Origin of the sequence: Streptomyces sp. NPDC005963 (genome assembly GCF_040638655.1) — a bacterium.
Taxonomy (GTDB): Bacteria; Actinomycetota; Actinomycetes; order Streptomycetales; family Streptomycetaceae; genus Streptomyces.
Genome location: NZ_JBEXVD010000038.1, coordinates 18357 through 40921 on the forward strand (window position 1 = coordinate 18357; position 22565 = coordinate 40921).

Genomic DNA, 22565 nt, shown 5'->3' on the forward strand with positions numbered 1-22565 from the left:
CGTCATTTTCCTTTCTGACTTGGCAAACGGGCAGATCAATGCTCAGTGGGAGCCGGGAACGGGAAGTCCACAGGCTCTTCTCGCTCGGGACAATTGGTCCTCGGGTGAACCGAAGACACTCCACGGCATGCGTGCGGCAAAGGGCCCCATGGCCGCGAGGACTTCACGGGCTTCGAATTCCCGCCGTCCCAGGTAGAGCGCGTGCGCGAGATAGGAGAGGTCGAGGACGGGCGTGAAGGGGTAGTCGCCGAGTCGGGGGAACCAGTGGGTGTAGCCGGCTGCCGCCGTCGCCACGCACTGCGGCTGCCGCCAGGCGTGGTGGGCCAGCAGCGAGTTGGGGTCGTACTCCTCGGCCAGGGCCACCAGGGGCAGGAGTCGCACGGAGGAGTTGAGGGGGGCACGGTTGCTCAGGAAGGCGGCCACGTCCCAGCGCGCGCTCGCCGTGCCGCCGTACCGGGTGAAGAAGAAGGCGAGAAAACGGTGGTGCGCCTCGCGGTTCCAGGGGTCGAGGCGCAGGATGCGGGCGAAGAGTTGCCAGGGTCCGGGCGGTGCGGTCAGCAGGCCGAGGGGGGCCCGGTCCATGGGACGTCTGATGCGGGTAACGGCCAACTGGGCGACCCAGGGGGTCGGATCCTTCGGCAGCAGGCGGGCGGCCCGTTCGGCTGCGGCGTTGGCGATGTCCACCAGGGCTTCGGTGTGCGGTCCCCCCTCGTCGGCCGAGCGCAGCGCCCGGAGCATGGCGACCCGCGCCCACAGCAGGGACGATTCGGGACCGGGCTCCTCGGCCAGCCAGCGTTCGGCCAAATCGGAGTCCGCCGCCTCGGACGCCAGCACCAGCGAACGGTGCGCCCTGACCTCGAAATCCCCTCGTGCTTCCCGGAGTGCCTCCTGAGCACCGAGGTATCGCCCCGCCCGTACGTCGATGCAAGCACGAGCGAGCTGGTGATCATCAGCTGCCGGATGCCAAACGTACTGCCCATGGAACGGGCCAGCGGCCACGGTCTGTCCCCCTTCCCCCCGGACGGCGCCGTCCGCCCGCATTCCGGCCGTGCCGGACAATGCCGGATCTCTGTGGATCACGGACTGCGGGATCACACCCTACTCAGGACCCAGTGACAGGGAAAACACTCGGTCGGCGAACGTTGGCCGGGTCTATTGCACATCACTGAGAGCGCTGGCATATGCCGTCTCTCATACACCTGGTGATAGCCGGCCGCTTCTAGAACATCTGCTCCATAGTGGGGGTGTCGGTTCGTCTGGGCGAAGCGGAAATGGGGCGCGGGAGACCGCGGGTTCGATCGGCAAGTTGACCGAGCGTCGAAATGGCGGGCGACTCACCCGTTCGCACGGAGCGACGACACCTCAAGGATGGACACTCGTTGGGCAGGCATGATCATCCAACGACACTCAGCGTTCATTTTCTCGGCCTGTATCGCCACGGCTCTCGTGGTCGGCCCCCTATCCGCCAGCGCAGGCGCCCACCTCGTATCGAACACCGTCACGGTCGATCAGGTGGGAAGGGTCGCCTCCGACGGGGCGATCACCCTCACCGGCACCTACCGCTGCTCGTCCCAGCGCCTCGGCCCGGTCCTCATCGGCTCCCAGGCGGTCCAAGGAGACACCCGGACCCATCTCGACGGGGTGGTGGCGACCTGCGACGGAAAGGAGCGCACCTGGCGGGCGACGGGCCAGGGCTCCGCAATCCTTCGCCCGGGGGCGGCCCGCAGCGAAGCGACACTGCTCCACCTGGACTTCTCGAACGGGCTGGTGCCCTTCCCCGCGGTCCTGGCATCGGACACCGGGTCGCTCACGCTCCAACAGAGCTGACCGGCCGTCGACTCACTCCCAGCGCGAGGCGAGTAGCAGCGCGATGTCGTCCGGACGGTCGGTCGCCGCCCTCGCCTCACGGATCAAGCGGTCGGCCGTCTCGGGCAGCGGGGACGAGCCGCACTCGGCGAGGGTGCTGCGCAGCCGCTCCACTCCGAGATCGATGTCGATGCCTGGCTGTTCCACCAGTCCGTCGGTGTAGAGGGCGAGCACGGCCCCGGACTCCAGGCGCAACTCGGTCACCGGATAGGTGGCTGACGCATCGACGCCGAGGACGACGCCTCCCGCCAGGTCGAGGACTTCCGTCACGCCGTCCGGGCGGTGCAGCAGCGGCTGGGGGTGACCGGCCCGTACCGCCTGGGTGTGGCCGGTCAGGGGGTCGACGACGATGTAGCAACAGCTCGCGAACTGCCCCGGGTCGAGATCGATGAGCAGTCGATTGGTACCGCTCATCACCTCCTCGGGAGCTTCCCCGCTCAGTGCGAACGCCCGGACCGCGCTTCTGATCTGCCCCATGGTGGCCGCCGCGGACACCCCGTGGCCCTGGACGTCCCCGATGACGAGGGCGAGCCGGTCACCGGTCTCGACGACGTCGTACCAGTCCCCGCCCACGTCCATGCCCTGAGTGCCCGGCAGATAGCGGCCGACGGTGGCAGCGTTGTCGAGTACGGGCAGTTGGTGCGGCAACAGGGCGTCCTGAAGTCCGCGGGCGAGCGCCGCCTCGGTGTCGTAGCGCTGGGCGCGGGCGAGGGCCTGCGCGATCAGTCCGGCGAGTGCGGTGAGGACGGCGCGCTCCTCGGGACTGAAGCCGCGCGGCTGGTCGAACCCGAGGATGCAGGAACCCACCGGTCGGCCGGAGGCGATCAGGGGGAGGAAGGCCCGGGCACCGACGTGGGCGTCCAACGGAATGCCCGGATACGCGGACCCCAGTTGCTCCATCGATTCGAAGAAGATGGGCCGGCCGGAAGTGAGCGTTTCCACGCCGGGAAGCCGCGAGTCGAGCGCCACCCCGTCGAAGCGGTCCAGGAAACCCTGAGGGAATCCGGTCTCCCAGGCGAGGAAGAGATGGCGCTCGTGCAGGAGGTAGATCGCCAGTTGTCGGCCGCCGAACGCGGGAAGCAACTCCTCGGTTACCACGGCTGACACTTGACGTGCCGTCACCGCCTCCGTCAGGGCGATCGCCAGCGCCACCGGACGGTAGAGCGCCGAGGCCCGGTCGGCCGGCGAGCCGGCTCCGGGACCGAGCACGGTTCCAGGTGCGGCATCGGGCTCGGGTTCCGGTACCTGGGTGGGCTCCTCGGCCGCGACGACGGTGGCCGTCAGTCCGTCGTGGCCCGAGTAGAGCGAGAACGCCAACCACTCCTGGGGCGCGCGGCGCGCCACGAAGTGGACGGGGGTGTCGGACATCAGGGCCGCGCGGAAGTGGTCTTCGTAGACCGTGTGTCCGAGCCAGGGCAGCGCGTCCCACAGGGGCCGGCCGGCCAGTTCAGTGCGGGCACGGCCCAGGAGCGTCTCCGCGCTGTGGTTGAGATAGGTGATCCGGCCGAGCCGGTCGAGGGAGAAGACTCCCCGCGGCAGCCGGTCCGTCGCCTCGAAGACGAGCGGGGCCGACCCGAGGTCGACCAGGCAACCGCTGAGCCGTACCGGGTCCTGCGCTCCGGGCTGCTGCTCCGTCGTGGTGGAGAGTTCGAAGAAGTACGGTCGGCCGTCCGGTCCGCGCACCTGGATCCTGCGTCGCGCTCGACGACCGGACGCGGCGATCTGACGGGCCAGGGCCCAGATGCCCAGCACGTCCTCGTGGAGCAGTCGTTCGGTCAACGCCTGTACGGTGCCGCCGAAGTGCGCGGGGTCGAGTCCCAGGATGGCGCACAGTTCGTCGTCGGCGGTCAGGGTTCCACTGTCGAGTTCCCAGGTGAAGTGCCCGATGCGGACCAGTGGCGTGGTGACGGAGGGACGTTGGACGGGCTGGGGTTCGCCGTCCCAGGTGACCGGGACGCCCCGTCGCTCCAGATCTCCGAGGGCCGACGCCAGCCGTCGGGCGACGTTGTGGATGCGGTGGCGGTCGCTGTTCTCGACCGGATGGCCCGGCGTGGCCCGCCTCAGTACGGAGAGCACCCCGAACTTCTCCTTGCCGCTGACGACCGGGACGTACAGCGAACTGAAGGGGAACGGCAGTCCCGCCATCAACTGCGGGAAGCGCCGCATGGACTCTTCGGCGTCGGCCAGATGGATCGCCCGCCCCGAGCGGTATGCCTCGGCGACCGGGAAGGGGCGGTTGGCGTGCATCCGCCACCAGGGGTGGAAGAGCCTGGCCGGCAGCCCGGCGAGCACGGCCAGTCTCAGCAACCCCTCCGTCGACGAGCGCAGATAGACGCCACCTGCGTATCCGCCGACGGCCTCCGCCGCGCTCACCGCGGCCTGGGCGAGCACCACGTCCAACTCTCCGGGGGCGCGGTGAACGCTCGGGGACGCCTCGGGGAACTCCTGCGCATCGGACCGCCGGGGCGGAAGGCGCCCCGCCTCGCCGTACCAGGTCATCTGAAGCGTTCCTCCGGATCACGGGGGACGGACGGACGGGGGCCCCGAAGACCCGCCCCAAAGTGCCCCGGCCCCGCCACCGAAGCCATCGCAGGGCGCCGGTCTACAACCAGGTGGACCTGCTCCTCCGCCTTGCGCTGCACGACACAGCCCCCGCTCGTTCGATCCTGACCGACCAAAGACACGCCCAAGCCCAATATGCTCCTCAGCCACCACACCGCGCATCTCATGACGGAGTGCGCAACCCGGATGCCCCACCACGGCAGCTGGTCCGGCGCGGCGGCGATCGACTGGTCCACGTCCACCGGTCCAGCCGTTGTCCGCTATCTGAGACAACAGGTAGGGGCCGAACGTACATCCGTCGTACGGCAAGGGCTCCTGGGCTATGTTGAGCCGGGAGTGGGACGAGAAGGAGTGACACCGGTGCCATCAGATCAGCAGACACGCGCACAGGCGTCTGCGATCACGCCGGGAAGACCGGCTCCCGACGTGGAGCCCGCCCCCACGGACAGGGTCCTCGCCCTGTTCGGAGGCCATCGGCTCTCTCCGGGGCAGCGGCGCATCGCGCAGTACATCACCGAACACCTCACCGAGGCAGCCTTCTTGTCGATCACCGATCTGGCGGATCGGGTGGGAGTGAGCCAGCCGTCGGTCACCCGGTTCGCAGCCTCCGTGGGCTTCAGCGGGTATCCCGCACTGCGCGAAGCACTGCAACCGATCGCCCTCAGCGCAGTGGCGGCCTCGCCGGAGTCGCGCGAGGAGAACCGCCGCAACGAGTTGCAAGCCGCAGTGGACGCCGAGATCGACAATCTGGAGAGCCTGCGCAGGCTGCTCGCCGACACCCAACAGATGCTCGACGTCGGCGGGGAACTGGCCCGATCGGTCCCCCTGACGGTCCTCGGGCTGCGCATCTCGGTCTCCCTCGCGGAGTACTTCGCCTACGCGGCCCGACGCATCCACCCCGATGTCCGGACGGTGCTCCGGGGCGGCAGCGTCGCCTACGACGCCCTCCTCCAGTCACGGGAAGCGGGCGGGACCTGGGTGCTGGCCTTCGCGATGCCGCGGCACGCCAAGGAGACCCTCGCGGCCATGCGGGCCGCGCGCAGCGCCGGGCTCCGCATCGCGCTGATCACCGATCTGGCCCTGAGCCCGCTGACGGACGAGGCCGACGTGACGTTCGCCGCCGCCACCGGCTCCCGCCTCGTCTTCGACTCCTATGCGGCGCCCGGCGTGCTCTCCGCCGCCCTGCTCCAGGCCATGGCGGACGCTGACCCCCAGCGCACTCAGGCACGGCTTGAGGGCTATGAACAGGCAGCGGAGCACCACGACTTCTTCCTGGAGGACTGACCCCCGCCGTCCGGGGGTCGGAGGTTCGTTGATGAACCAATATGCATGAATTTTTTCATACCCTTGATTACTCAACGGTATATATATTTACTGAACCGGTAACCGGAGGTCCTCGGACCCCCGGACCGGTCCCCCGCCATCGAGGATTCGGCAGTTCGCAACGATGCTCATCACCCCTCGTGCCGCCTTAAACGGTGCGTACCGCCTCCCGGAGCCGGGACCCGTCCCGTCCGTGGGCGACATCGGCGATGCCGCTTCCCCCTGGCCCCTGCGGGCCCACTAGAGCCGGACCCCACGAAGGAACGCTTGTCCTCCTCGCGTTGCCTTCGCGGTAGTCCGTGAGGGCACTCCGTCCCCTGCGGATGCCCCCTTCGGCGGCCTCGGTCTACCCCTGGATCGAGGCCGCCGCAATCACCGACGGGCGGGTTCAACCGCCTTGCGCGGCGGCGAGAGCTTCCACGACGTACGCCTCCGCTGCGGCCCAGTCCACACCGGCCGCCGCAAGGACCCCAGCCCCGTTCTCCTGTTCCAACAGCGCGAGCAGTACGTGCTCGGTACCGATGCGCTGATGGCCCAGTCGCAACGCCTCGCGATAGGTCAACTCCAACGCCTTGCGGGCGCCGGGACCGAAGGGCACCAGCGAGGGGGCCTCCTCCACCGCGGCGGGAAGGGCTTCGGCCGCCACCTGCCGCACCGAATCCAACAGCACCCCCTGGGCCCGGAGCGCACGAGCGGCCAGGGACTCGGGCTCGCTCAGCAGCCCGAGGACCAGATGGGCCGGGGCGATGTGCTCGTTGTGCGCCGCGTGGGCCTCGTTCTGAGCGGCTACGACCGCGTTCTTCGCGCGGACCGTGAACCGACTGAACCCCTGGCCGGGGTCGAGATCGGACGACTCGCCCCCCTTGGCGACGAACCGCTTCTGGGCGGCCTGACGGGTCACCCCCATGCTCTTGCCGATCTCCGCCCAGGAGGCGCCCGAGCGGCGCGCCTGGTCCACGAAGTGGCCGACGAGGTGGTCGGCCACTTCGCTGAGGTGGTCGGCGGCGATGACCGCCCCCGAGAGTTGGTCGAGTTCGTTCGTGTGGGCGTTCTTGATCGCCTCGATCAGATCGTCGAGGCGCACCGGATGGATCATCTGCGCAGGCTTCTCCATGCGTCAACCGTAGGTTGACAGAGAGATAGCGTCAACCTTGGGTTGACATATGGAGACGCCCGGTCAGACTGACGAACACCACTGCCGCATCCGTCCGTGCGGAAGCCCTAGGAAAGCGTGCCCGGAGCCGGTGGCACCGCAGTGCCCGCGGGTTGGAACCACGAGGACCCACCGGCCACGGCCCGCTCCACCTGGAAGCCCTCCCACGGCGGGAGCACGGGCAGGGCGTCCACGGAGAACCAGCCCACCTCCAGTGACTCATCGTCGTTCACCCGCGCCTCACCCCCGATTGCGCGGCAGCGGAAGGTGATGTCGAGGTACTGACAGCGATCCCCGTTGGGGTAGACGACCGGCTCCGGCATCGCCCGGACCAGGACCACGTTCTCCGGCACGCAGTGCACGGCGGTCTCCTCGTACACCTCACGGACGGCGGTGTCCGCAGGCTCCTCACCGGGCTCGGGGATCCCGCCGATGGTCGACCAGCGTCCGTCGTCGGCGCGCCTGCCCAACAGGATCCGTCCCCGTTCGTCGAAGACGACGGCGGACACTCCCGGCAGCAACAACAGCTGGTGGCCCGCGTCTGCCCGAATGTCACGGATGAAGTCAGGGGTTCCCATGGCGCGACCCTAACCCTCCCGGGCGGTTCCCCCGTCGCCAGCGGCCCGGGACGAACGCCTCGCCTGCACCGCGCCCACGGCCACCCGACCGAGACCGCCGGCCGCAAGGAGCAGCAAGAACACTTCGGGCCAGACCCCGAGCCGGGTGGCGGGAGTCAGCGAGGAGCGCAGCGGCACCTCGGCCACCAGTGCGTCCGGTGTGAACATCCGCGTCTTCTGGACGACCTCGCCGTCCGGCATGATCACGGCGCTGACCCCGCTGGTCACGGGAACCACCACGGACCGGCCGTGCTCGACCGCCCGCACCCGGGACATCGCCAACTGCTGGTACGTCATCTCGCTGCGCCCGAAGGTGGCGTTGTTGCTCGGTACGGAGATGAGCTGTGCGCCTTCCGTCACGGTGTCCCGCGCCATGTCGTCGAAAGCGGCCTCGTAGCAGGTGACCAGACCGACCTTGGTGCCGGCGAGGTCGAAGACACCCACCTTCTCCCCCGGGCCGAAGTCCCGGCGGACCCGGTCGACGTCCGAGCTGAAGATCCGCACCACGGAGCGCATGGGAATGTACTCGCCGAAGGGCTGTACGTGGCGCTTGTCATAGGTGTTGACGGGGCCGCGTTCCGGGTCCCACTCGATAAGGGTGTTGCGGAGCTTGCCGGTGTCCGGGGTGAGCACCGCCCCCACGACGGTCGGCACACCAATGGCCCGCACCGCCCGGTCGATCACCATGCGGGCGTCCGCGTTGCGGTAGGGATCGAGGTCGGACGAGTTCTCCGGCCACAACACGAAGTCGGGCTGTCCCACCTTGCCGGCCTTCACGTCCGCCGCGAGTTCCTCGGTGCGCCGCGCGTGGTTGTCGAGGACTGCGCGCCGCTGCGCGTTGAAGTCCAGACCCAGCCGGGGCACGTTGCCCTGAATCGCCGCCACCGTTGCGGTGCCGTCCTCGGCCGAGTCGTCGACGAGGGGCAGCGCGGCCAGCGCGGCGGTGACGGGCACCAGGACCGTCAGGAGCGCCGCGGCCATCGGGCCCTTCGGCAGGACGCCGGTGCGTCGGTACGCCAGCACGCGACGCACCGTTTCGAACAGGCCGAAACCGCAGAGCACCACGGCGAACCCGAGCACCGGCGTCCCGCCGAGCGCTGCGAGCGGCAGGAAGACCCCGTCCGCCTGACCGAACGCCACCTTGCCCCAGGGGAATCCGCCGAAGGGCACCCGGGCTCGCGCCGCCTCGCCCAGGATCCACACCGCAGCCGCCCAGACGGGCCACGCGGGCAGTCGGCCGACCCAGGCGATCCCCACGGCGGCCGTGGCGATGAAGAGTGCCTCCACCGCGGCCAGTGCGATCCAGGGGACGGGGCCGACCTCCTCGCCGGTCCAGATCAGCAGGGGCAGCAGGAACCCGAGGCCGCCGAGGTAGCCCAGACCGAACGCGGCCCTGGCCCGGCGCCCGTACAGGCTCCAGCCGAGGAGGGCGATCGCGGGCACCGCGAGCCACCACAGCGGACGGGGCGGGAAGCTCAGATAGAGGAGGACCCCCGAAAGCGCGGCGGCGCCCGGCCGCACGATTCGGCGGAGCAGTGGCCGCCGCTCGACGGGGGCGGACTCCGGTGCGTCGACGGGTGTCATGGTGGCGCTCACCTGGCGGAGTCTACGGCGAGGGAGCGTCCGGGCGGCAGGCTGGGCAGCGGGGGCGGTTACGAGAGCGCCTCGGGCACCCCTTGCAGCACGACTATGAGTACTCCCCTGCCCGGAGCGGACACACCGGTGCCGTACCGCCCGACAGTGGGGCGGTACGGCACCGGTGTGCGGTTCAGCCGAGCTTCTTGACCTGCGCGTCGATGATCGCCTTGGGCTGGTCCGCGGAGCCGGCGAGGCTCTGGGCGAAGAAGGTGGCGACGTTCGCACCCTTGCGGACCGCGACCAGGTGCGCCGTGGAGGGCTTGCCCTCCAGATCCAGGGTGAAGGCGTAGGCGAGCGCTTCGTCGCCGGCGGTGTAGGCGCCGGGCTCCACCTTGGAGATCTTCACCTTGTCACCGGGGACGTTCAGGGTGAAGCCGCCGGCACAGTCGGTGCCGGCCTTCTTGATGGCCGCGACCGCCTCGGTCGCGCCCTGGCCGTCGTACGAGCCCACGACGTCGCTGGTGATCGTGCCGGACAGGGCGTCCACAGCCGCCTTGAGCTTCTCCTCCGGCGACGCGTCCTTCGCGGGGTCCTGCGGAATGCCCATGATCTTGCGGCTTGCCGATGCGGCCGGCTTGCCGGGGGCGCGCAGGGACATGGCGTCGACGAGGAGGGCGCACTCCGTCTTGTCGGCGGTGGTTCCCTTGGCCGCGGCGAGATCCACCTTGCTGGCAGGAGTGATCTTGTGGTTGGCCAGGTCGGCCTCCGTCAGCATCAGTTTGTCCAACTCCGCCTGGGACAGCGCCTTGGCAGCCGGTGCGGCGGGCGCCCCCTTCGACTCCTCGGACTTCGCCTTGTCCTTGGCCGCGGGCTCGTCGGAGCCGCACGCGGTCACCAACAGGGCGAGCGAGACGGCGGAGGCGGCCAGGGCGGTACGGCGGATGGTGATGCGACGCATGAGAACGGCAATCCTTCGATTCGATGAACGACGCTCCCCCCTCGGAATGCGTCGTGGGCCGAATCTATGGCCCTCCGGGAACGAACGATCACCATACGGATCCCCCCGGGCAATCGTGATGCCAGTGCAATCGCACGTCCGCGGAATCGAGATCCTGATGTGTACAACCCTCCGGCTGTTGTCCAGATATGGGGTGCAACAGCCGATTCCGTGCCCCACAGGCATCAGCGCCCATGTCCACCCATCGGGACTTCCCTCACCCCAGTCCACAAAAACCGTGTCCCTGCCGTTACCGTGTGCGCCAGCCCTGCTGAGACTCCGCGTCGATACGGCAGGACACAACGGGGGTTCCGTCATGGATCGGGGGGTCGGCGGAGTGGCTGGACCAGGCGTGTGGAGCAGGCAAGAACGGGGGCGGGCGGCCGATGCGGTCGGGGCCGTCGTCCTCGGTGGCTGTGCCACGTGGTCGCTGATCAGCGCCGCGGGCCGGGACGCCAGACCCGAGGGCGTGCTGTTGGCCGTGTTCGCGGTGGCCGCCGGTTACGCCTGCGGAAGGATCAGCGGCACGCTCCTTCCGGTGGCCGCCGCATCGGCGATCTCCGTCGGCGCGCTCGGTCTGGCGATCGTCTCCCCGGTCGGTGTGCCCGGTGTCTACACGAGCGCCCCCGTCCAACCCGGACATCTGGGGGCCACCGCGGGACTGCTGGTCCTCGCGGCGGGCGCCGCCTGCTCCGCGGCAGCGGCAGCAGGTCCTCGTGCTGCACGTCGCGGGCTGCGGCTGCTGGCCCTCGCGGTCGTCGTTACAGCGGTCACCCTGGAGTCGGTGACCGGTGCGGTGGCCGCAGCGGGCGTCCTGCTCTGCGCGCTGGCCACCGCCCGGATGCAACGGCGGGCGCTGGCCCTGGTGGGACTCGCACTGGCGGCAGCCCTGGTGACCGCCGTTTCCTGGGGAGTGGCGAAGAACGCACTGCCCGATGGGCTGACCGGCTCGCTGAAGGGCGGGTTGACCCACCACCGGGTGGCCCTGTGGCACGACGCGGTGGAACTGGCCGAGGACGATCCCATTCGAGGTGCCGGGCCGGGACGTTTCGGTGTGCTGAGCCCGACCGCCCTGGATTCGGTGGGCTCGGACGGCAAGCCCCATTCGGCGCCCTTGCAGCAGGCGGCCGAGCAGGGCGTGCCGGGCGTGGTCCTGCTCGCTACGGCATTCGGGTGGTTGTTGTACGGGCTGTGGCGCTCCCCGCGACCCACGCCCGTGGTGCTCAGCGCGGCGGCGGCCCTGACGGCCCTGGCCGTGGTGGCATCGGCCAGCAACGCACTGAGCTTCGCTCCGGTGACGGCGGGGGCGGGGCTCCTTGCGGGGCTGGCGACCGCGCGGGTAGCGGGCAGCCACCCCCCGGAGGGCAATCGCAGCTCCCCGGCGGCGTTGGGTCTGGCCTCGCGGTCCTGACGGCCCCAGGTACTCCTCACACTGACGGCAGCTCCAGACGGCGGCGGGAAAGCGAGGGGCCGCGGGACGGTCCGTACCGTCCGGCCGTTGTGCTCAGCCTTGGACGGCCGCTGCGTGCCCCGGGTGCCCGGGGGTCAGCAGATCGCGCACGGCACGCACGGCGGCTTCGGCGTCGTCGACGGTCACCGTGAAGGTCCTGCCGTCGCCGAGTGTGAAGACGACGGCCTCCCCTCGACGGACGATGACCGCAGTGCCCCGCTCGGGACGCCAGCGATAGCCCCAGCCGCCCCACTGACGCGGAGTGACTCGGGGCGCGAAGTCCGCGCCCACCACGTGGGAGAGGGGAATCCGCCGGCGGGGCAGCCCCATGTGACCACAACGGACCTCGACGAAATCACTGTCGACGGTGACCGCCACATGGACGAAGGCCAGGGTTCCGTAGAGCATCAGCAGGCCGGCGGCGACACAGCCGACGACGGACATCACCAGGGGGACGATCCCCGCGGTCCAGTTGGAGTCGACGGCGAGTTCCACGCCGAGTGCGATACACGCGGCGCCCGCGACGGCGAGCAGCCACTGGATCCGATTGGTGGCACGGCCGGTCCACACCGCGGGCACGGGTTCGACGGAGTGCGCGGTGGGACGCATCGAGTCATCGAAGTGGTCCCTCATGCCAGCAGAGTACCCAGCTTCCCGCAGGTCGGCCCGTGTCCATGAGCAACGTCACCATGGCGCGTCTGCACTGCCGGAGCCCGTCGGTCGACTCAGCGCACCGGGGTGGCCGCATGCAGTGAACGGGCCTCCACATAGCTCATGGCCTGCACGGACAGTACGGACTCCCGACCGCTGTGCAGCACGGTGACCCTCCCGGCGGGGGCGGCGGCCCGTGCCCTGGCACCCGTACGAACCGCGCGGCGCAACGCCTGCGCCGCAACGGCCTCGGCCGAGCCGTAGAGGGCGACCGGCACCCCGACGGCCGTGCGGATGCGCTCGGCCACGAGCTCGTAGTGGGTGCAGCCGAGGACGATCGCCCGGACGTCGCGCGGGGTGAGCGCTGCGGCGGCGGCGATGGCACGGTCGATCATGGTGTCGTCCGCGTGCTGGACGCCGTCGGCGAGCCCGGGGCAGGGCACTTCGGTCACGGCGGACGCACCGGCGAAGTCCTTGATCAGTCGGCGTTGGTAGACGCTGCCGGTGGTGGCCGGCGTGGCCCAGATCGCCACCGGCCCGCCGCCCGCGGCGGCCGGCTTGATCGCGGGAACGGTACCGATGACCGGGACGGCGGGCTCCAGCTCCGCGCGGAGCGTGTGCAGGGCGTGCACCGAAGCGGTGTTGCAGGCGACGATCAGTGCGTCGGGGGCGTGGGAGACGGCGGCTCTGGCAGCGGCGAGGGCCCGCTCGGTCACGTCGTCCGGCGTGCGCGGTCCCCAGGGCATTCCCTCGGGGTCGGAGGAGAGTACGAGGTCTGCGTCCGGCCGGAGTCTGCGTACCGCAGCCGCCGCCGCGAGGAGGCCGATTCCGGAATCCATGAGCGCGATCTTCACCCGGTCACCATAGTCGACACCGCTGGTGGCGCCGTTTGCCTGCGGCAGACTTTCGGTCATGACCGCCCTTGCCTGGATCGCCGTCGGATCACTGGTCGTGTGGGGGTGGCTGCTGTTGGGCCAGGGGTTCTTCTGGCGCACGGACCAGCGGCTGCCCCACCGTGTTCCCGGGTCCGATCCTTGGCCCGATGTCGCCGTCGTCGTACCCGCCCGGGACGAGTCCGAAGTGCTTCCCCAAACCCTGCCGACCCTTCTGACCCAGGAGTATCCGGGACGGGCCCGGGTGATCCTCGTGGACGACGGAAGCACCGATGGCACGAGCGAGTTGGCCCGGGAGCTGGCCGTACGGTACGGAGGGCTGCCGCTGAGCGTGGTCCATGCGGGTGAGCCGGAGCCCGGCTGGACGGGAAAACTGTGGGCCCTGCGCCACGGGATGGCCGTGGCCCGGCCGGACGGACCCGAGTACCTGCTCCTCACGGACGCCGACATCGCCCATGCCCCCGACAGCCTGCGTGCCCTGGTCGAAGCCGCGCGCACCGGCGGTTGGGACCTGGTCTCCCAGATGGCACGCCTGCGGGTGGTGAGCGGTTGGGAGCGGCTGATCGTGCCCGCCTTCGTCTACTTCTTCGGTCAGCTCTATCCGTTCCGTCGGGTCAATCGGCCGGGGGCGAGGACCGCGGCGGCGGCCGGCGGCTGCGTGTTGTTGCGCAGGGCGGCGGCGGAACGCGCAGGTGTGCCGGAGTCGATCCGCCAGGCGGTGATCGACGATGTGTCCCTGGCGCGTGCGGTCAAGCGGTCGGGCGGGCGCATCTGGTTGGGGCTCGCCGACCGGGTGGACAGCGTGCGGCCGTACCCGCGGTTGGCGGACCTGTGGCAGATGGTGGCGCGCAGTGCGTACGCACAGTTGGCGTACAGCCCGCTGCTGCTGGCGGGGACCGTGGTGGTGCTCGCGCTGGTCTATCTGGTGCCGCCGATCGCCGTGTGTACGGCGCTGCTCACCTCGGATCCGGTGGTGGGCTGGGCCGGTGGGCTGGCGTGGGCGGTGATGGCGGGGACCTATCTGCCGACCCTGCGCTACTACCGGCAGTCCGTGTTGTTCGCTCCGCTGCTGCCGTTCACCGGGCTGCTCTATCTGTTGATGACGGTGGACTCGGCGGTGCAGCACCATCGCGGCCGGGGCGCGGCGTGGAAGGGGCGTACGTACGCCCGTCCCACGCCGGCGCCGGAACAACGCTGAGCGGACCGGCCCGCATCGCAACCACAACGCATACAACGGTCACAACGGCTCAGCAGGAGCGGTCACTTGCGACCCGGGGTCCAGTTCATTCCCCAGCCGTAGGTGTGGTCCATGGTCCGCTGGGGACTCACACCGCGTTCCGGGACGAGGAAACGGGCCTCGCGCTGGACGACGAGGTCGGAACCGGTGTTGGTGATCAGCGCCAGGGAGCAGACGGTGGAGGGGACCGTGCACTCGCCGAGCGAGAACTCGATGGGTGCCCCGTGTTGGGGTTGGAGGGTGACCGTCGCGTCGAGGTCGGCGAAACTGCGCGCGCCCTCGTAGATGGTGACGAAGATGACCACCCGGCGGAGTTGGTCCCGGTGGTCCAGGTTGATGGTCAGGTTCTCACCCGACGTACCGCCCGTGCGGTCGTCGCCGTCGAGGTGGATGTAGGGAGCCTGGTGCAGGGAACCGAAGGCGTTGCCGAGTGACTGGACGACGCCCTTGCGCCCGTCGGTGAGTTCATAGAGGGCGCAGAGGTCGAGATCGAGGTCGCCGTGCATGGCGATGGCCCGGCCGAGCTTGGCCCCCCAGCCCTTGAACTGCTTGCGCACCTCCCAGCTGAGGTTCACGCGCAACGCCCCGGAAGTGCCGCCCTGCTTGGTCAGGGAGACAGACGGGGTCTCCTTCGTCAGGGTCACCTTGGACAACCGTACGGGTGTGGGCGCGGCGGCCGGAGGGGTCGCGGGCGCCGGGGCAGCCGCAGGGGCCGCGGGGGCCGGGGCGGGGCTGCGGAGGTGCATGGTGGCGGTGGAGGTGCCGGGGGCGGTGTTGACGGGCGGCGGTGGCGTCGACGGGGGTTCGTCGACGCTGATCCCGTAGTCGGTCGCCAGCCCGGCCAGACCGGTGCCGTACCCCTGCCCCACCGCCCGGAACTTCCAAGCCCCTTGCCGCCGGTACAACTCGCCCAGCACGAAGGCCGTCTCGACGGTGGCGTCCTGGCTGTCGTAGCGGGCGATCTCGGCCCCGGTGGACGCATCGGTGACCCGGATGTAGAGCCCGGGCACCTGGCCGAAGGTGCCGCCGTCGGCCGAGGCCGCGAGCACGATCCGCTCGATGGAGGGCTCGACGGCGGTCAGGTCCACATGGAGGCGGTCGGTCACCGGATCGGAGCCGGACTGCTTCCCTTCGTGCCGGACCGCCCCGGAGGCGTGGGTCGGTTGGTTGTAGAAGACGAAGTCCGCGTCCGAGCGGACCTTGCCCGAACCGGAGTCGAGCAGCAGTGCCGAGGCGTCGACATCGGGAACGGCGGAGCCCGCCCCCCAGCCCAGTTCGACCCGGACCTGCGGTGCAGGCACCGGAGTGTTGCCCCCCTTGTGCATGGACATGCTTGCCCCCATCACGGGTTCCGACGTCAGAATTGGTTCACCGAGGCTCAAACCTAGCCCTCATCTGCCCCGTCAGGCTTCCACGGACCCACCGGTAACCCTCTCTCAGCTCGCCCTTTACACGATTCTGGCGCCATGGCGCGACCGTTTTTCCCGGGTTCGGTCCCATTGGAGCTCAGCAGTCGGTCATATCTCCGGAAACAACCCTCTTATCGGGCTCCCCAAATCCACATCGTGGGCTTAACTTATGTGCCATGACCTCCCCCCGCTCCACTTACGGCGGCGGCTACTACTCCGCTCCGTCGTTCGCTGACACCCCGATCTACGACTCGCTGGTCGCAGAGCGGGGCACGCCTCAGATCGCCCCGATCCGAGTGCCTGCCGCCTACGACACCGGCAACAGCTATCTGCCGGCGCTCCCCGCGGCGCTCCCCGCTCTTCCGGCCGGGCCTTCGGCTCCCCAGCCCGCCTACGGCTATGGGCAGCAGGCTCCGCAGCCCATGCCACTGCAACAGGCCCCCGCGCCGTACATCCCCCAGCAGCAGCCGGTGCCGCCCCGCGGCTACCCCGCCCAGCAGGGCTACCCGCAGCAACGACCGCCGGCCACGGGCTACGAGGCGATGCGCCCCGCTGCCCCTCGCCCGGCTCCGGCGCCCGGTCCGGGTTACACCGACCCGTACAACCGCCCCTACCCGGGGCAGGGTTACTAGGGCCGTTCCCTCCGGGGTCCTGCCGACCCGAGGACGGACGGTCCGTCAACCCTCTGTCGTTCCCGTCTTCCTCCGCCTCACCCATGCCCGGACTGCCTCCGGTCGGACGGCCCGTGGGTGCGAAGTGTTCCCTTCTGGTGAGGTCTGTGGGAACACGACACCCCCTGCGCACGTTGGAGAGAAGGGGCACGAAGGCAAGCGGGCTCGCCGCACCACACCAGGACGCAAGCGCTCCACCGGGACTCGTAGGATGCGTGTTGGTGTGGTGCGGCACCGTGCTGTCCAGACGGCAAAGGGGGTGCGGGCATGCATGCGGCACGGGGTGTGTGGCGTTGGCGCGGCAATCCCCTGCGCCGAGCCACCGATCAGATCGAGGCATGGATGGCGCTGAGCGCCGCCCTCCTCCTGGTCACTCTCGCCCCCGCCTTCGGTTGGCTGGTCGGCTCGGCCACCGATGACTCGCTCCGCCAGTCGATGCGGCTCCAGCGACAGCAGCGCCACCAGACGACCGCGACGGTGGTGAGTCCCGCCCCTCCCGCCAAGGCGCGCTCGTACGATCCCGACACCAGCGCGGCGGACCATCAGCAGCGTACGGTGACGGCACAGTGGCGCGCGGTCGACGGGCGCCGGCACACCGGGGCGATCGCCACGGTCGAGGACCGGCCCCGAGCCGGTGATCGGGTCACCATCTGGACCGACGATCGGGGTCATGTCGTCACCCGTCCCCTGGACTTGGCGACCGTCCGGGTGCACGCGGCACTGACCGGAGTCGGCGCTGCCATCTCCGCGGCAGGAGCGCTCGAATGCGCCAGACGGCTGGTGCTGTGGCGCCTGGTGCGGCGTAGACACGACCGTCTGGACCGGGCGTGGGCTGCCGTCGGACCTGATTGGGGACGTACGGGTACGGGCAGCTGACCTCCTGATTCGTCAACTCCCCACCCGTGCGCGCGCTACGGTGGGGAGACCTGTCGAGAGGTGTCCGGGCAGCGGGCCTGTCGCGCGTCAGGACGCACTCAGGACAGAGTTCGACACGGGCGCGGTCGTCGCGGGCGAGTCGGTCACGATGGAGGCAGGCCCGTAGGGGGCGTTCCCCTCCCCGAGGCGCGCCGAATCCGAACACACGAGGTGGGGGCAGAGCAGCACGATGGCACAGGGCACGGTCCAGGTGACCCACACGGGCACATCGCGGTGGCGGCGCCGCACGGGCGAGTACGCCTCCTTGGCGGCAGCCCTGGAGGCCGCCGGGGACGGCGACGTCCTCACCGTCGCCCCGGGGACATATCGCGAGAACCTCGTGGTCCAACGGGCGGTGACGCTGCGCGGCCCGGAGGGGTCGCTGGGCTCGGTGCGGATCGCACCGGCCGACGGCGTACCGCTGACGGTGCGGGCTTCCGCCACGGTGCAGGACCTGTATGTGGAGGGCCAGGACACGACGGCGCCCGCGTTGCTCGTGGAGGACGGCACCCCCGAGTTGATCGACGTGCGCATCTCGACCCGTTCGGCCTCCGGCCTGGAGGTGCGGGGAGCCGCCCGGCCCACCGTCCGCCGCTGCACGATCGACAATCCTGCGGGCGTCGGCATAGCCGTACTGGAGGGTGCCGGGGGCGTGTTCGAGGAGTGCGAGGTGGTCTCGGCCGGCCAGTCGGGCGTCTCTGTGCGCGGGGGCGGACACCCTCGGTTGGAGCGTTGCCGGGTGCACCACACCTCGGGCGCCGGCCTGGCCGTCACCGGTGAGGGCAGCGGTCTGGAAGCCATCGGGTGCGAGATCTACGAGATCAAGGGCGCAGGAGTGCAGATCGCGTCCCGTGCGACGGCGCATCTGACCGACTCCCGGGTACACCGCACGTCGGCCGATGGAATCACGCTCGACACCGATGCCGTGCTGACGCTCTCCGACTGCGACATCCACGACATCCCGGAGAACGCGATCGACCTCCGTTCGCGCTCCGTACTGACCCTCACCCGGTCCACGGTCCGACGTTTTGGCCGCAACGGTCTGTCCGTGTGGGATCCGGGAACCCGGGTCGACGCCAACCAGTGCGAGATACACGACAGCACGGGCGACTATCCCGCCGTCTGGATCAGCGACGGGGCGACGGCCGTACTGGACTCCTGTCGGGTGCACGACGTGCCGGACGCGCTGTTCGTCCTCGACCGGGGCTCCCGGGTCGACGTAGTCGACAGCGATCTCTCCCAGATCCGCAACACCGCCGTGTCGGTGAGCGACGGCGCGAGCGCACAGCTCGACGACTGCCGGATCAGGGAGGCGTCCACCGGCGCGTGGTTCCGTGACCACGGCAGCGGCGGCACCCTGAACTCCTGCACCATCGACGCGGCCCAGACGGGCGTCATCGTCACCAAGGGCGCGGATCCGCTGATCGAGCGCTGTACGGTCACCTCTCCCGCCGAGGCGGGGTTCTATGTGTCCGCCCAGGGGCGGGGCACCTTCCGGGGCTGTCGGGTGACCGGCAGCGGCGGCTACGGCTTCCATGTGATGGACGGCTGTCGGGCCACGCTCAGCAAGTGCCGCACCGAGCGGTGCGCACGCGGTGGTTACGAGTTCGCCGACCCGTCGTTGCCCGTCGTCGAGGAGTGCACGAGCGACGAGTCGGCGGTGCTCGCGTCCTCCGGCCGGACCGCCGCGGACCTCGGGGCGGATCGGCTGACGTCCACCCAGTCGTCGGGGCTGTTGGCGCCGGCGCCGTCTTCGATCACCACGACACCCGCCACGACGACCACGGCAGAACCCGAGGCCGTTCCGGCACGGACATCGGACGCTGTTCTCGGCGATCTGGACGCCCTCGTCGGGCTGGACAGCGTCAAGCGGGAGGTCCGCTCGCTGACCAACATGATCGAGGTGGGGCGACGGCGCAAGGAGGCCGGGCTGAAGGCGGCTTCGGTCCGCCGGCACCTGGTGTTCACCGGCTCTCCCGGCACCGGGAAGACCACCGTGGCCCGGTTGTACGGCGAGATCCTGGCGGCGCTCGGTGTGCTCGGCAGCGGTCATCTCGTCGAGGTCTCCCGCGTGGATCTGGTCGGCGAGCACATCGGCTCGACCGCGATCCGGACGCAGGAGGCGTTCGACCGGGCGCGCGGTGGGGTCCTGTTCATCGACGAGGCGTACGCGCTCTCGCCCGAGGACTCCGGCCGGGACTTCGGCAAGGAGGCCATCGACACGCTGGTGAAGCTGATGGAGGACCACCGGGACGCGGTCGTGGTGATCGTCGCCGGCTACACGGCCGAGATGGAGCGCTTCCTCACGGTCAACCCTGGCGTGGCCTCCCGGTTCTCCCGGACCATCACCTTCCAGGACTACGAGGCCGACGAGTTGCTGAGCATCGTCCAGCGGCAGACCGACGAGCACGAGTACCGGCTGGCGGAGGGCACGGGTGAGGCTCTGTTGAAGTACTTCGCCGAACTGCCCAAGGGTCCGGCGTTCGGCAATGGACGGACCGCCCGCCAGACCTTCGAGTCGATGGTGGAGCGCCATGCGGGGCGGGTCGCCGAACTGATCGAGGTCAGCACCGACGATCTGACGCTGCTCTACCCGGAGGATCTGCCCGAACTTCCCTGAGCCGGCTCCTCATGCGGGCGGGACTGGCTCGGAATGGTGGGGAGCAACCGCTCCAGCAGTCGTTGGCGCTCGGCGGCGAAGACCGGGTCGGCCTGGTAGTCGGAGTGGCCGCGGATCGGTTCGGGCAGCGGATGGCTGCGGGAGCGCCCGTAGACGACCGGATCGTGGAGGGGTGCGCCGTCGACGGGGCTCTGTCCGGCCGCGGGCGTCAGCAGCACGGGACCGCCTATGGGATCGGTGGGTCGCCAGAGGTTGCGCCAGCCCTCGACCTCGCCCCGGAGGTCTCCGAGTGCGGCGGGGCCGAAGTAGGCGGGGAACCAGCGCCCGTAGAGCCGCTCCAGCGGTGAGCCGTAGGTCAGCAGAGCGACTTGGTTGCGGGTGGCGGCCGGTAGTTGCCACACTGCCGCCGCGGCCAGCACGCTGCCCTGGGAATGCCCGGAGATCACCAACCGCCCACCGGTCTGCTCGGTCCAGGTGCACATTCGCCAGGTGAGGTCGGGCACCGCTCGTTCCGCGTAGCAGGGCGGGGCGAAGGGATGGGCGGCGCGGGGCCAGAAGGTGCCGACGTCCCAGAGGATGCCGATGGTGCGCCGGGCGGAGGCGTCCCGATAGGCGCGGCGGCCCCAGGTGACGAACAGTATGAAGCCGAAGCCGACCAGCCAGGAGCCCAGCGCCTGCGCGGTCTCGGCACAGGACTCGACCCAGCCGTCACCCGCGAACGCCCGACCGGGCACCTCGCCGCTGACCCAGGCGCCCAGGACGGCGCCCACCCCCAGGACGAGAGTGGTGCCGGCGATGATCCCCACCATCCGGGGCGCGGCGTCGGTGATGTCGGCGCGGGCCCGTGCACTGGCGATCCGTCGGGTGCGGCCCCGATCGGGTCGCCACACGTCGGTCGGGCGGGTCCGCTCCCTCGCCTCGTACTCGGCCTCGATGCCCGGCCCGGTTCGGCGCGTGGCGAGGAGGACGCGGACCGCGAGGACGGCGGCGGGCACGATCAGGACGAGCAGCAGTACGGGGATGACGGAAGCCTGCCAACTCAGCAGCACGGGCGGGCCGGGGATGCTGCCCTGCCCGTCCATTCCCGGAGTGCCGGGCCCGTCCAGCCAGTCGGCGACCCGCTGGGCGACGCCTCCGGTCATCACCCCGCCGAGCGCGCACGCGAGCATCGCGACCGCCGGGCCGGCGACTCCCCGCAGGGCCGTGCGCGGATGGCGGGCCCGTCGTTGGAGGATGGCGGCGACGATCGCCAGGGCCATGACCAGGACGACCTGGGTGAGCGCGATCAGTCGAAAGGCGGCGTCCCCGGGCAGCGTCCCCTGCGACGCCCACTCGGGTCGGGGCCAGCCGGCGTACAGCAGGGCGAGCACCCACAACCCGATCGCAACGGCGGGCAGTCGACGGACCGCGGCGCGGTCCAACCGGGCGTCGAACCGCCGTTCGCTGCGGCCCCGGCGGAAGACGACGGCGAGGACGGCGAGGAATCCGAGCGCGAGCAGGGTCTCCAACACCCCTCCGCAGATCGCCATCAGGACACTGTCAGCGGCCCGGTCGTGGCGGGCGGCGGCCCCGGTGACCGCGGCGGCGACGGTGAGCAGGCCGGCGGCCGTGTGGGCGGCACGCAGTCGTGCGACCAGTCGGCGGCCGTACCAGAACCCGGGTCGTCCGAGGGCGGACGGTCCTGCCCGCCGCGCACCCGAACCTGAGGCATCGTCCGTATCCGCGTCACCCGTCCCAGCCGGGCCGTCTGCTTCGGACGGGTCGTCTACTTCGGACGGGTCGTCCGTTTCATCGGTGTCATCGACATCGCGTGTGGCGCCTGGGTCGTCTGTGTCAGCTGGGCCATCTGGGCTATCTGGGGTGTCGGCCTCGATCGCCCCGATGACGGCGGTGCTTCCGTCGGGCTTCCCCTTCTCCGGGTGCGGGCCGGTTCCGGCCTCGCCGTCCGCCACATCGGCCCCCGTCGGCGGGCGCTGGGACTCGTACGCGTTCCACGTCCGATGGGAGAGGTACCAGAGCAGGCCCACCAGGGCGGCCGGAACCAGTGAGGCGAGGGCCAGCCGTCGGCCAGGCTGGGACCACCAGCCGCCCTGCTCCGCGGAGAGGAATCCCAACCAGGAGCGGCTGTTCGCACACGAAGCGACTCCGGCACACTGCCAAGCCACCAGATCGAGCGCCACCTCGCACGCGGCGGCGGTCAGCAGCACGGTGAGACTCAGCGCGACCAGGCGCACCAGGACCCCGTACGCCCTGCTCGCTCCTGGACGCCCGGCGGCACGCGGACGCATCCAGTGCGCCAGGTTGACGACCATGAAGGGCAGGAGCAACAGCCACAGGGCACGCGCGCTGTTGCCGGAAGTGAGGTTGGACCAGCAGTACGCCTCGGGAACGGGTTGATCACGCCCGCGCCCGGGATCTCTTTCGGCCGTCTCGTCATCGCAGCGCCGAAAGATCGCGGCCTTCTCGTCACCGGAGATCCGAACGGTCCGGGGATCGCCCAGTATCTCCTGGGGGCTGGCCCCGCCCACACCGTGGACCAGCAGTTCCAGCGCTGGTCCTTCGTTCCTCGGGGCCGACATCGCAGATGGCACCGGTGTGACTCGCTCTCTGGACGGGGGCGACG

General features: G+C 70.3%; 17 protein-coding genes. 7 read left to right on the plus strand and 10 right to left on the minus strand.

What is annotated here, in order from left to right; translation table 11 throughout:
- Positions 1-42: 42 nt before the first annotated feature.
- The gene (locus ABZ348_RS32180) at positions 43-999 is read right to left on the minus strand and encodes a hypothetical protein (protein ID WP_358939113.1); all 957 of its coding nucleotides are present in this window, start codon (positions 997-999) and stop codon (positions 43-45) included.
- Positions 1000-1389: 390 nt separating this feature from the next.
- Between ABZ348_RS32180 and ABZ348_RS32185 the strand changes: the two genes are divergently transcribed.
- Positions 1390-1827: a DUF6299 family protein gene (locus ABZ348_RS32185; protein ID WP_358939115.1), complete on the plus strand. Its 438-nt coding sequence runs from the start codon at positions 1390-1392 to the stop codon at positions 1825-1827.
- A 12-nt stretch (positions 1828-1839) separates the two neighbouring features.
- Here ABZ348_RS32185 and ABZ348_RS32190 read toward each other — a convergent pair whose 3' ends face one another.
- Positions 1840-4365 (minus strand): SpoIIE family protein phosphatase, encoded by a 2526-nt coding sequence (locus ABZ348_RS32190; protein ID WP_358939117.1) that lies wholly within the window; start codon positions 4363-4365, stop codon positions 1840-1842.
- A 423-nt stretch (positions 4366-4788) separates the two neighbouring features.
- Between ABZ348_RS32190 and ABZ348_RS32195 the strand changes: the two genes are divergently transcribed.
- Positions 4789-5712 (plus strand): MurR/RpiR family transcriptional regulator, encoded by a 924-nt coding sequence (locus ABZ348_RS32195; RefSeq protein ID WP_358939119.1) that lies wholly within the window; start codon positions 4789-4791, stop codon positions 5710-5712.
- 427 nt (positions 5713-6139) lie between these two features.
- Here ABZ348_RS32195 and ABZ348_RS32200 read toward each other — a convergent pair whose 3' ends face one another.
- The 4 genes from ABZ348_RS32200 to ABZ348_RS32215 all read right to left on the minus strand — a co-directional run bounded on the left by ABZ348_RS32200 (position 6140) and on the right by ABZ348_RS32215 (position 10057).
- The gene (locus ABZ348_RS32200) at positions 6140-6865 is read right to left on the minus strand and encodes a Clp protease N-terminal domain-containing protein (RefSeq protein ID WP_358939121.1); all 726 of its coding nucleotides are present in this window, start codon (positions 6863-6865) and stop codon (positions 6140-6142) included.
- Between the two features lie 107 nt (positions 6866-6972).
- Positions 6973-7482: an NUDIX domain-containing protein gene (locus ABZ348_RS32205; RefSeq protein ID WP_358939123.1), complete on the minus strand. Its 510-nt coding sequence runs from the start codon at positions 7480-7482 to the stop codon at positions 6973-6975.
- Between the two features lie 9 nt (positions 7483-7491).
- Positions 7492-9117 carry an apolipoprotein N-acyltransferase gene (lnt, locus tag ABZ348_RS32210; protein WP_358939125.1) on the minus strand — a complete coding sequence of 542 codons (1626 nt, stop codon included), beginning with the start codon at positions 9115-9117 and terminating at the stop codon, positions 7492-7494.
- Between the two features lie 172 nt (positions 9118-9289).
- Positions 9290-10057, minus strand: coding sequence for a hypothetical protein (locus tag ABZ348_RS32215; protein WP_358939127.1), 768 nt, complete (start codon positions 10055-10057; stop codon positions 9290-9292).
- A gap of 355 nt (positions 10058-10412) precedes the next feature.
- Between ABZ348_RS32215 and ABZ348_RS32220 the strand changes: the two genes are divergently transcribed.
- The gene (locus ABZ348_RS32220; RefSeq protein WP_358939129.1) at positions 10413-11507 is read left to right on the plus strand and encodes an O-antigen ligase family protein; all 1095 of its coding nucleotides are present in this window, start codon (positions 10413-10415) and stop codon (positions 11505-11507) included.
- A gap of 93 nt (positions 11508-11600) precedes the next feature.
- On the opposite strand, the gene ABZ348_RS32225 is transcribed toward ABZ348_RS32220, so the two are convergent.
- Positions 11601-12155 (minus strand): hypothetical protein, encoded by a 555-nt coding sequence (locus ABZ348_RS32225; protein ID WP_358939184.1) that lies wholly within the window; start codon positions 12153-12155, stop codon positions 11601-11603.
- Between the two features lie 116 nt (positions 12156-12271).
- The gene (locus tag ABZ348_RS32230) at positions 12272-13111 is read right to left on the minus strand and encodes an aspartate/glutamate racemase family protein (protein ID WP_358939131.1); all 840 of its coding nucleotides are present in this window, start codon (positions 13109-13111) and stop codon (positions 12272-12274) included.
- Here ABZ348_RS32230 and ABZ348_RS32235 point away from each other — a divergent pair.
- Positions 13110-14288 carry a glycosyltransferase gene (locus tag ABZ348_RS32235; RefSeq protein WP_358939133.1) on the plus strand — a complete coding sequence of 393 codons (1179 nt, stop codon included), beginning with the start codon at positions 13110-13112 and terminating at the stop codon, positions 14286-14288. The two genes, ABZ348_RS32230 and ABZ348_RS32235, sit on opposite strands and share 2 nt — an antisense overlap.
- Positions 14289-14350: 62 nt before the next feature.
- Here ABZ348_RS32235 and ABZ348_RS32240 read toward each other — a convergent pair whose 3' ends face one another.
- A complete protein-coding gene (locus ABZ348_RS32240) occupies positions 14351-15658 on the minus strand; it encodes a TerD family protein (RefSeq protein ID WP_358939135.1) in 1308 nt (435 codons plus the stop codon).
- A gap of 254 nt (positions 15659-15912) precedes the next feature.
- On the opposite strand from ABZ348_RS32240, the gene ABZ348_RS32245 reads away from it, so the two are divergent.
- The 3 genes from ABZ348_RS32245 to ABZ348_RS32255 all read left to right on the plus strand — a co-directional run bounded on the left by ABZ348_RS32245 (position 15913) and on the right by ABZ348_RS32255 (position 19942).
- Complete coding sequence (locus ABZ348_RS32245; protein ID WP_358939136.1) at positions 15913-16368, plus strand: DUF6643 family protein; 456 nt, start codon at positions 15913-15915, stop codon at positions 16366-16368.
- Positions 16369-16674: 306 nt separating this feature from the next.
- The gene (locus tag ABZ348_RS32250; protein ID WP_358939138.1) at positions 16675-17283 is read left to right on the plus strand and encodes a hypothetical protein; all 609 of its coding nucleotides are present in this window, start codon (positions 16675-16677) and stop codon (positions 17281-17283) included.
- A gap of 229 nt (positions 17284-17512) precedes the next feature.
- Positions 17513-19942 carry a right-handed parallel beta-helix repeat-containing protein gene (locus ABZ348_RS32255; RefSeq protein WP_358939140.1) on the plus strand — a complete coding sequence of 810 codons (2430 nt, stop codon included), beginning with the start codon at positions 17513-17515 and terminating at the stop codon, positions 19940-19942.
- On the opposite strand, the gene ABZ348_RS32260 is transcribed toward ABZ348_RS32255, so the two are convergent.
- The gene (locus ABZ348_RS32260; RefSeq protein WP_358939142.1) at positions 19912-22521 is read right to left on the minus strand and encodes a hypothetical protein; all 2610 of its coding nucleotides are present in this window, start codon (positions 22519-22521) and stop codon (positions 19912-19914) included. The two genes, ABZ348_RS32255 and ABZ348_RS32260, sit on opposite strands and share 31 nt — an antisense overlap.
- Between the last annotated feature and the right edge of the window lie 44 nt (positions 22522-22565).

Bases quoted from the DNA above. Each gene is read 5' to 3' on its own strand.
- ABZ348_RS32185 (WP_358939115.1), top strand. From the start codon at position 1,390: ATGATCATCCAACGACACTCAGCGTTCATTTTCTCGGCCTGTATCGCC.
- ABZ348_RS32190 (WP_358939117.1), bottom strand. From the start codon at position 4,365: ATGACCTGGTACGGCGAGGCGGGGCGCCTTCCGCCCCGGCGGTCCGAT.
- ABZ348_RS32200 (WP_358939121.1), bottom strand. From the start codon at position 6,865: ATGGAGAAGCCTGCGCAGATGATCCATCCGGTGCGCCTCGACGATCTG.
- ABZ348_RS32205 (WP_358939123.1), bottom strand. From the start codon at position 7,482: ATGGGAACCCCTGACTTCATCCGTGACATTCGGGCAGACGCGGGCCAC.
- ABZ348_RS32215 (WP_358939127.1), bottom strand. From the start codon at position 10,057: ATGCGTCGCATCACCATCCGCCGTACCGCCCTGGCCGCCTCCGCCGTC.
- ABZ348_RS32220 (WP_358939129.1), top strand. From the start codon at position 10,413: ATGGATCGGGGGGTCGGCGGAGTGGCTGGACCAGGCGTGTGGAGCAGG.
- ABZ348_RS32225 (WP_358939184.1), bottom strand. From the start codon at position 12,155: ATGCGTCCCACCGCGCACTCCGTCGAACCCGTGCCCGCGGTGTGGACC.
- ABZ348_RS32235 (WP_358939133.1), top strand. From the start codon at position 13,110: ATGACCGCCCTTGCCTGGATCGCCGTCGGATCACTGGTCGTGTGGGGG.
- ABZ348_RS32230 (WP_358939131.1), bottom strand. From the start codon at position 13,111: ATGACCGAAAGTCTGCCGCAGGCAAACGGCGCCACCAGCGGTGTCGAC.
- ABZ348_RS32240 (WP_358939135.1), bottom strand. From the start codon at position 15,658: ATGTCCATGCACAAGGGGGGCAACACTCCGGTGCCTGCACCGCAGGTC.
- ABZ348_RS32245 (WP_358939136.1), top strand. From the start codon at position 15,913: ATGACCTCCCCCCGCTCCACTTACGGCGGCGGCTACTACTCCGCTCCG.
- ABZ348_RS32250 (WP_358939138.1), top strand. From the start codon at position 16,675: ATGCATGCGGCACGGGGTGTGTGGCGTTGGCGCGGCAATCCCCTGCGC.
- ABZ348_RS32255 (WP_358939140.1), top strand. From the start codon at position 17,513: ATGGCACAGGGCACGGTCCAGGTGACCCACACGGGCACATCGCGGTGG.
- ABZ348_RS32260 (WP_358939142.1), bottom strand. From the start codon at position 22,521: ATGTCGGCCCCGAGGAACGAAGGACCAGCGCTGGAACTGCTGGTCCAC.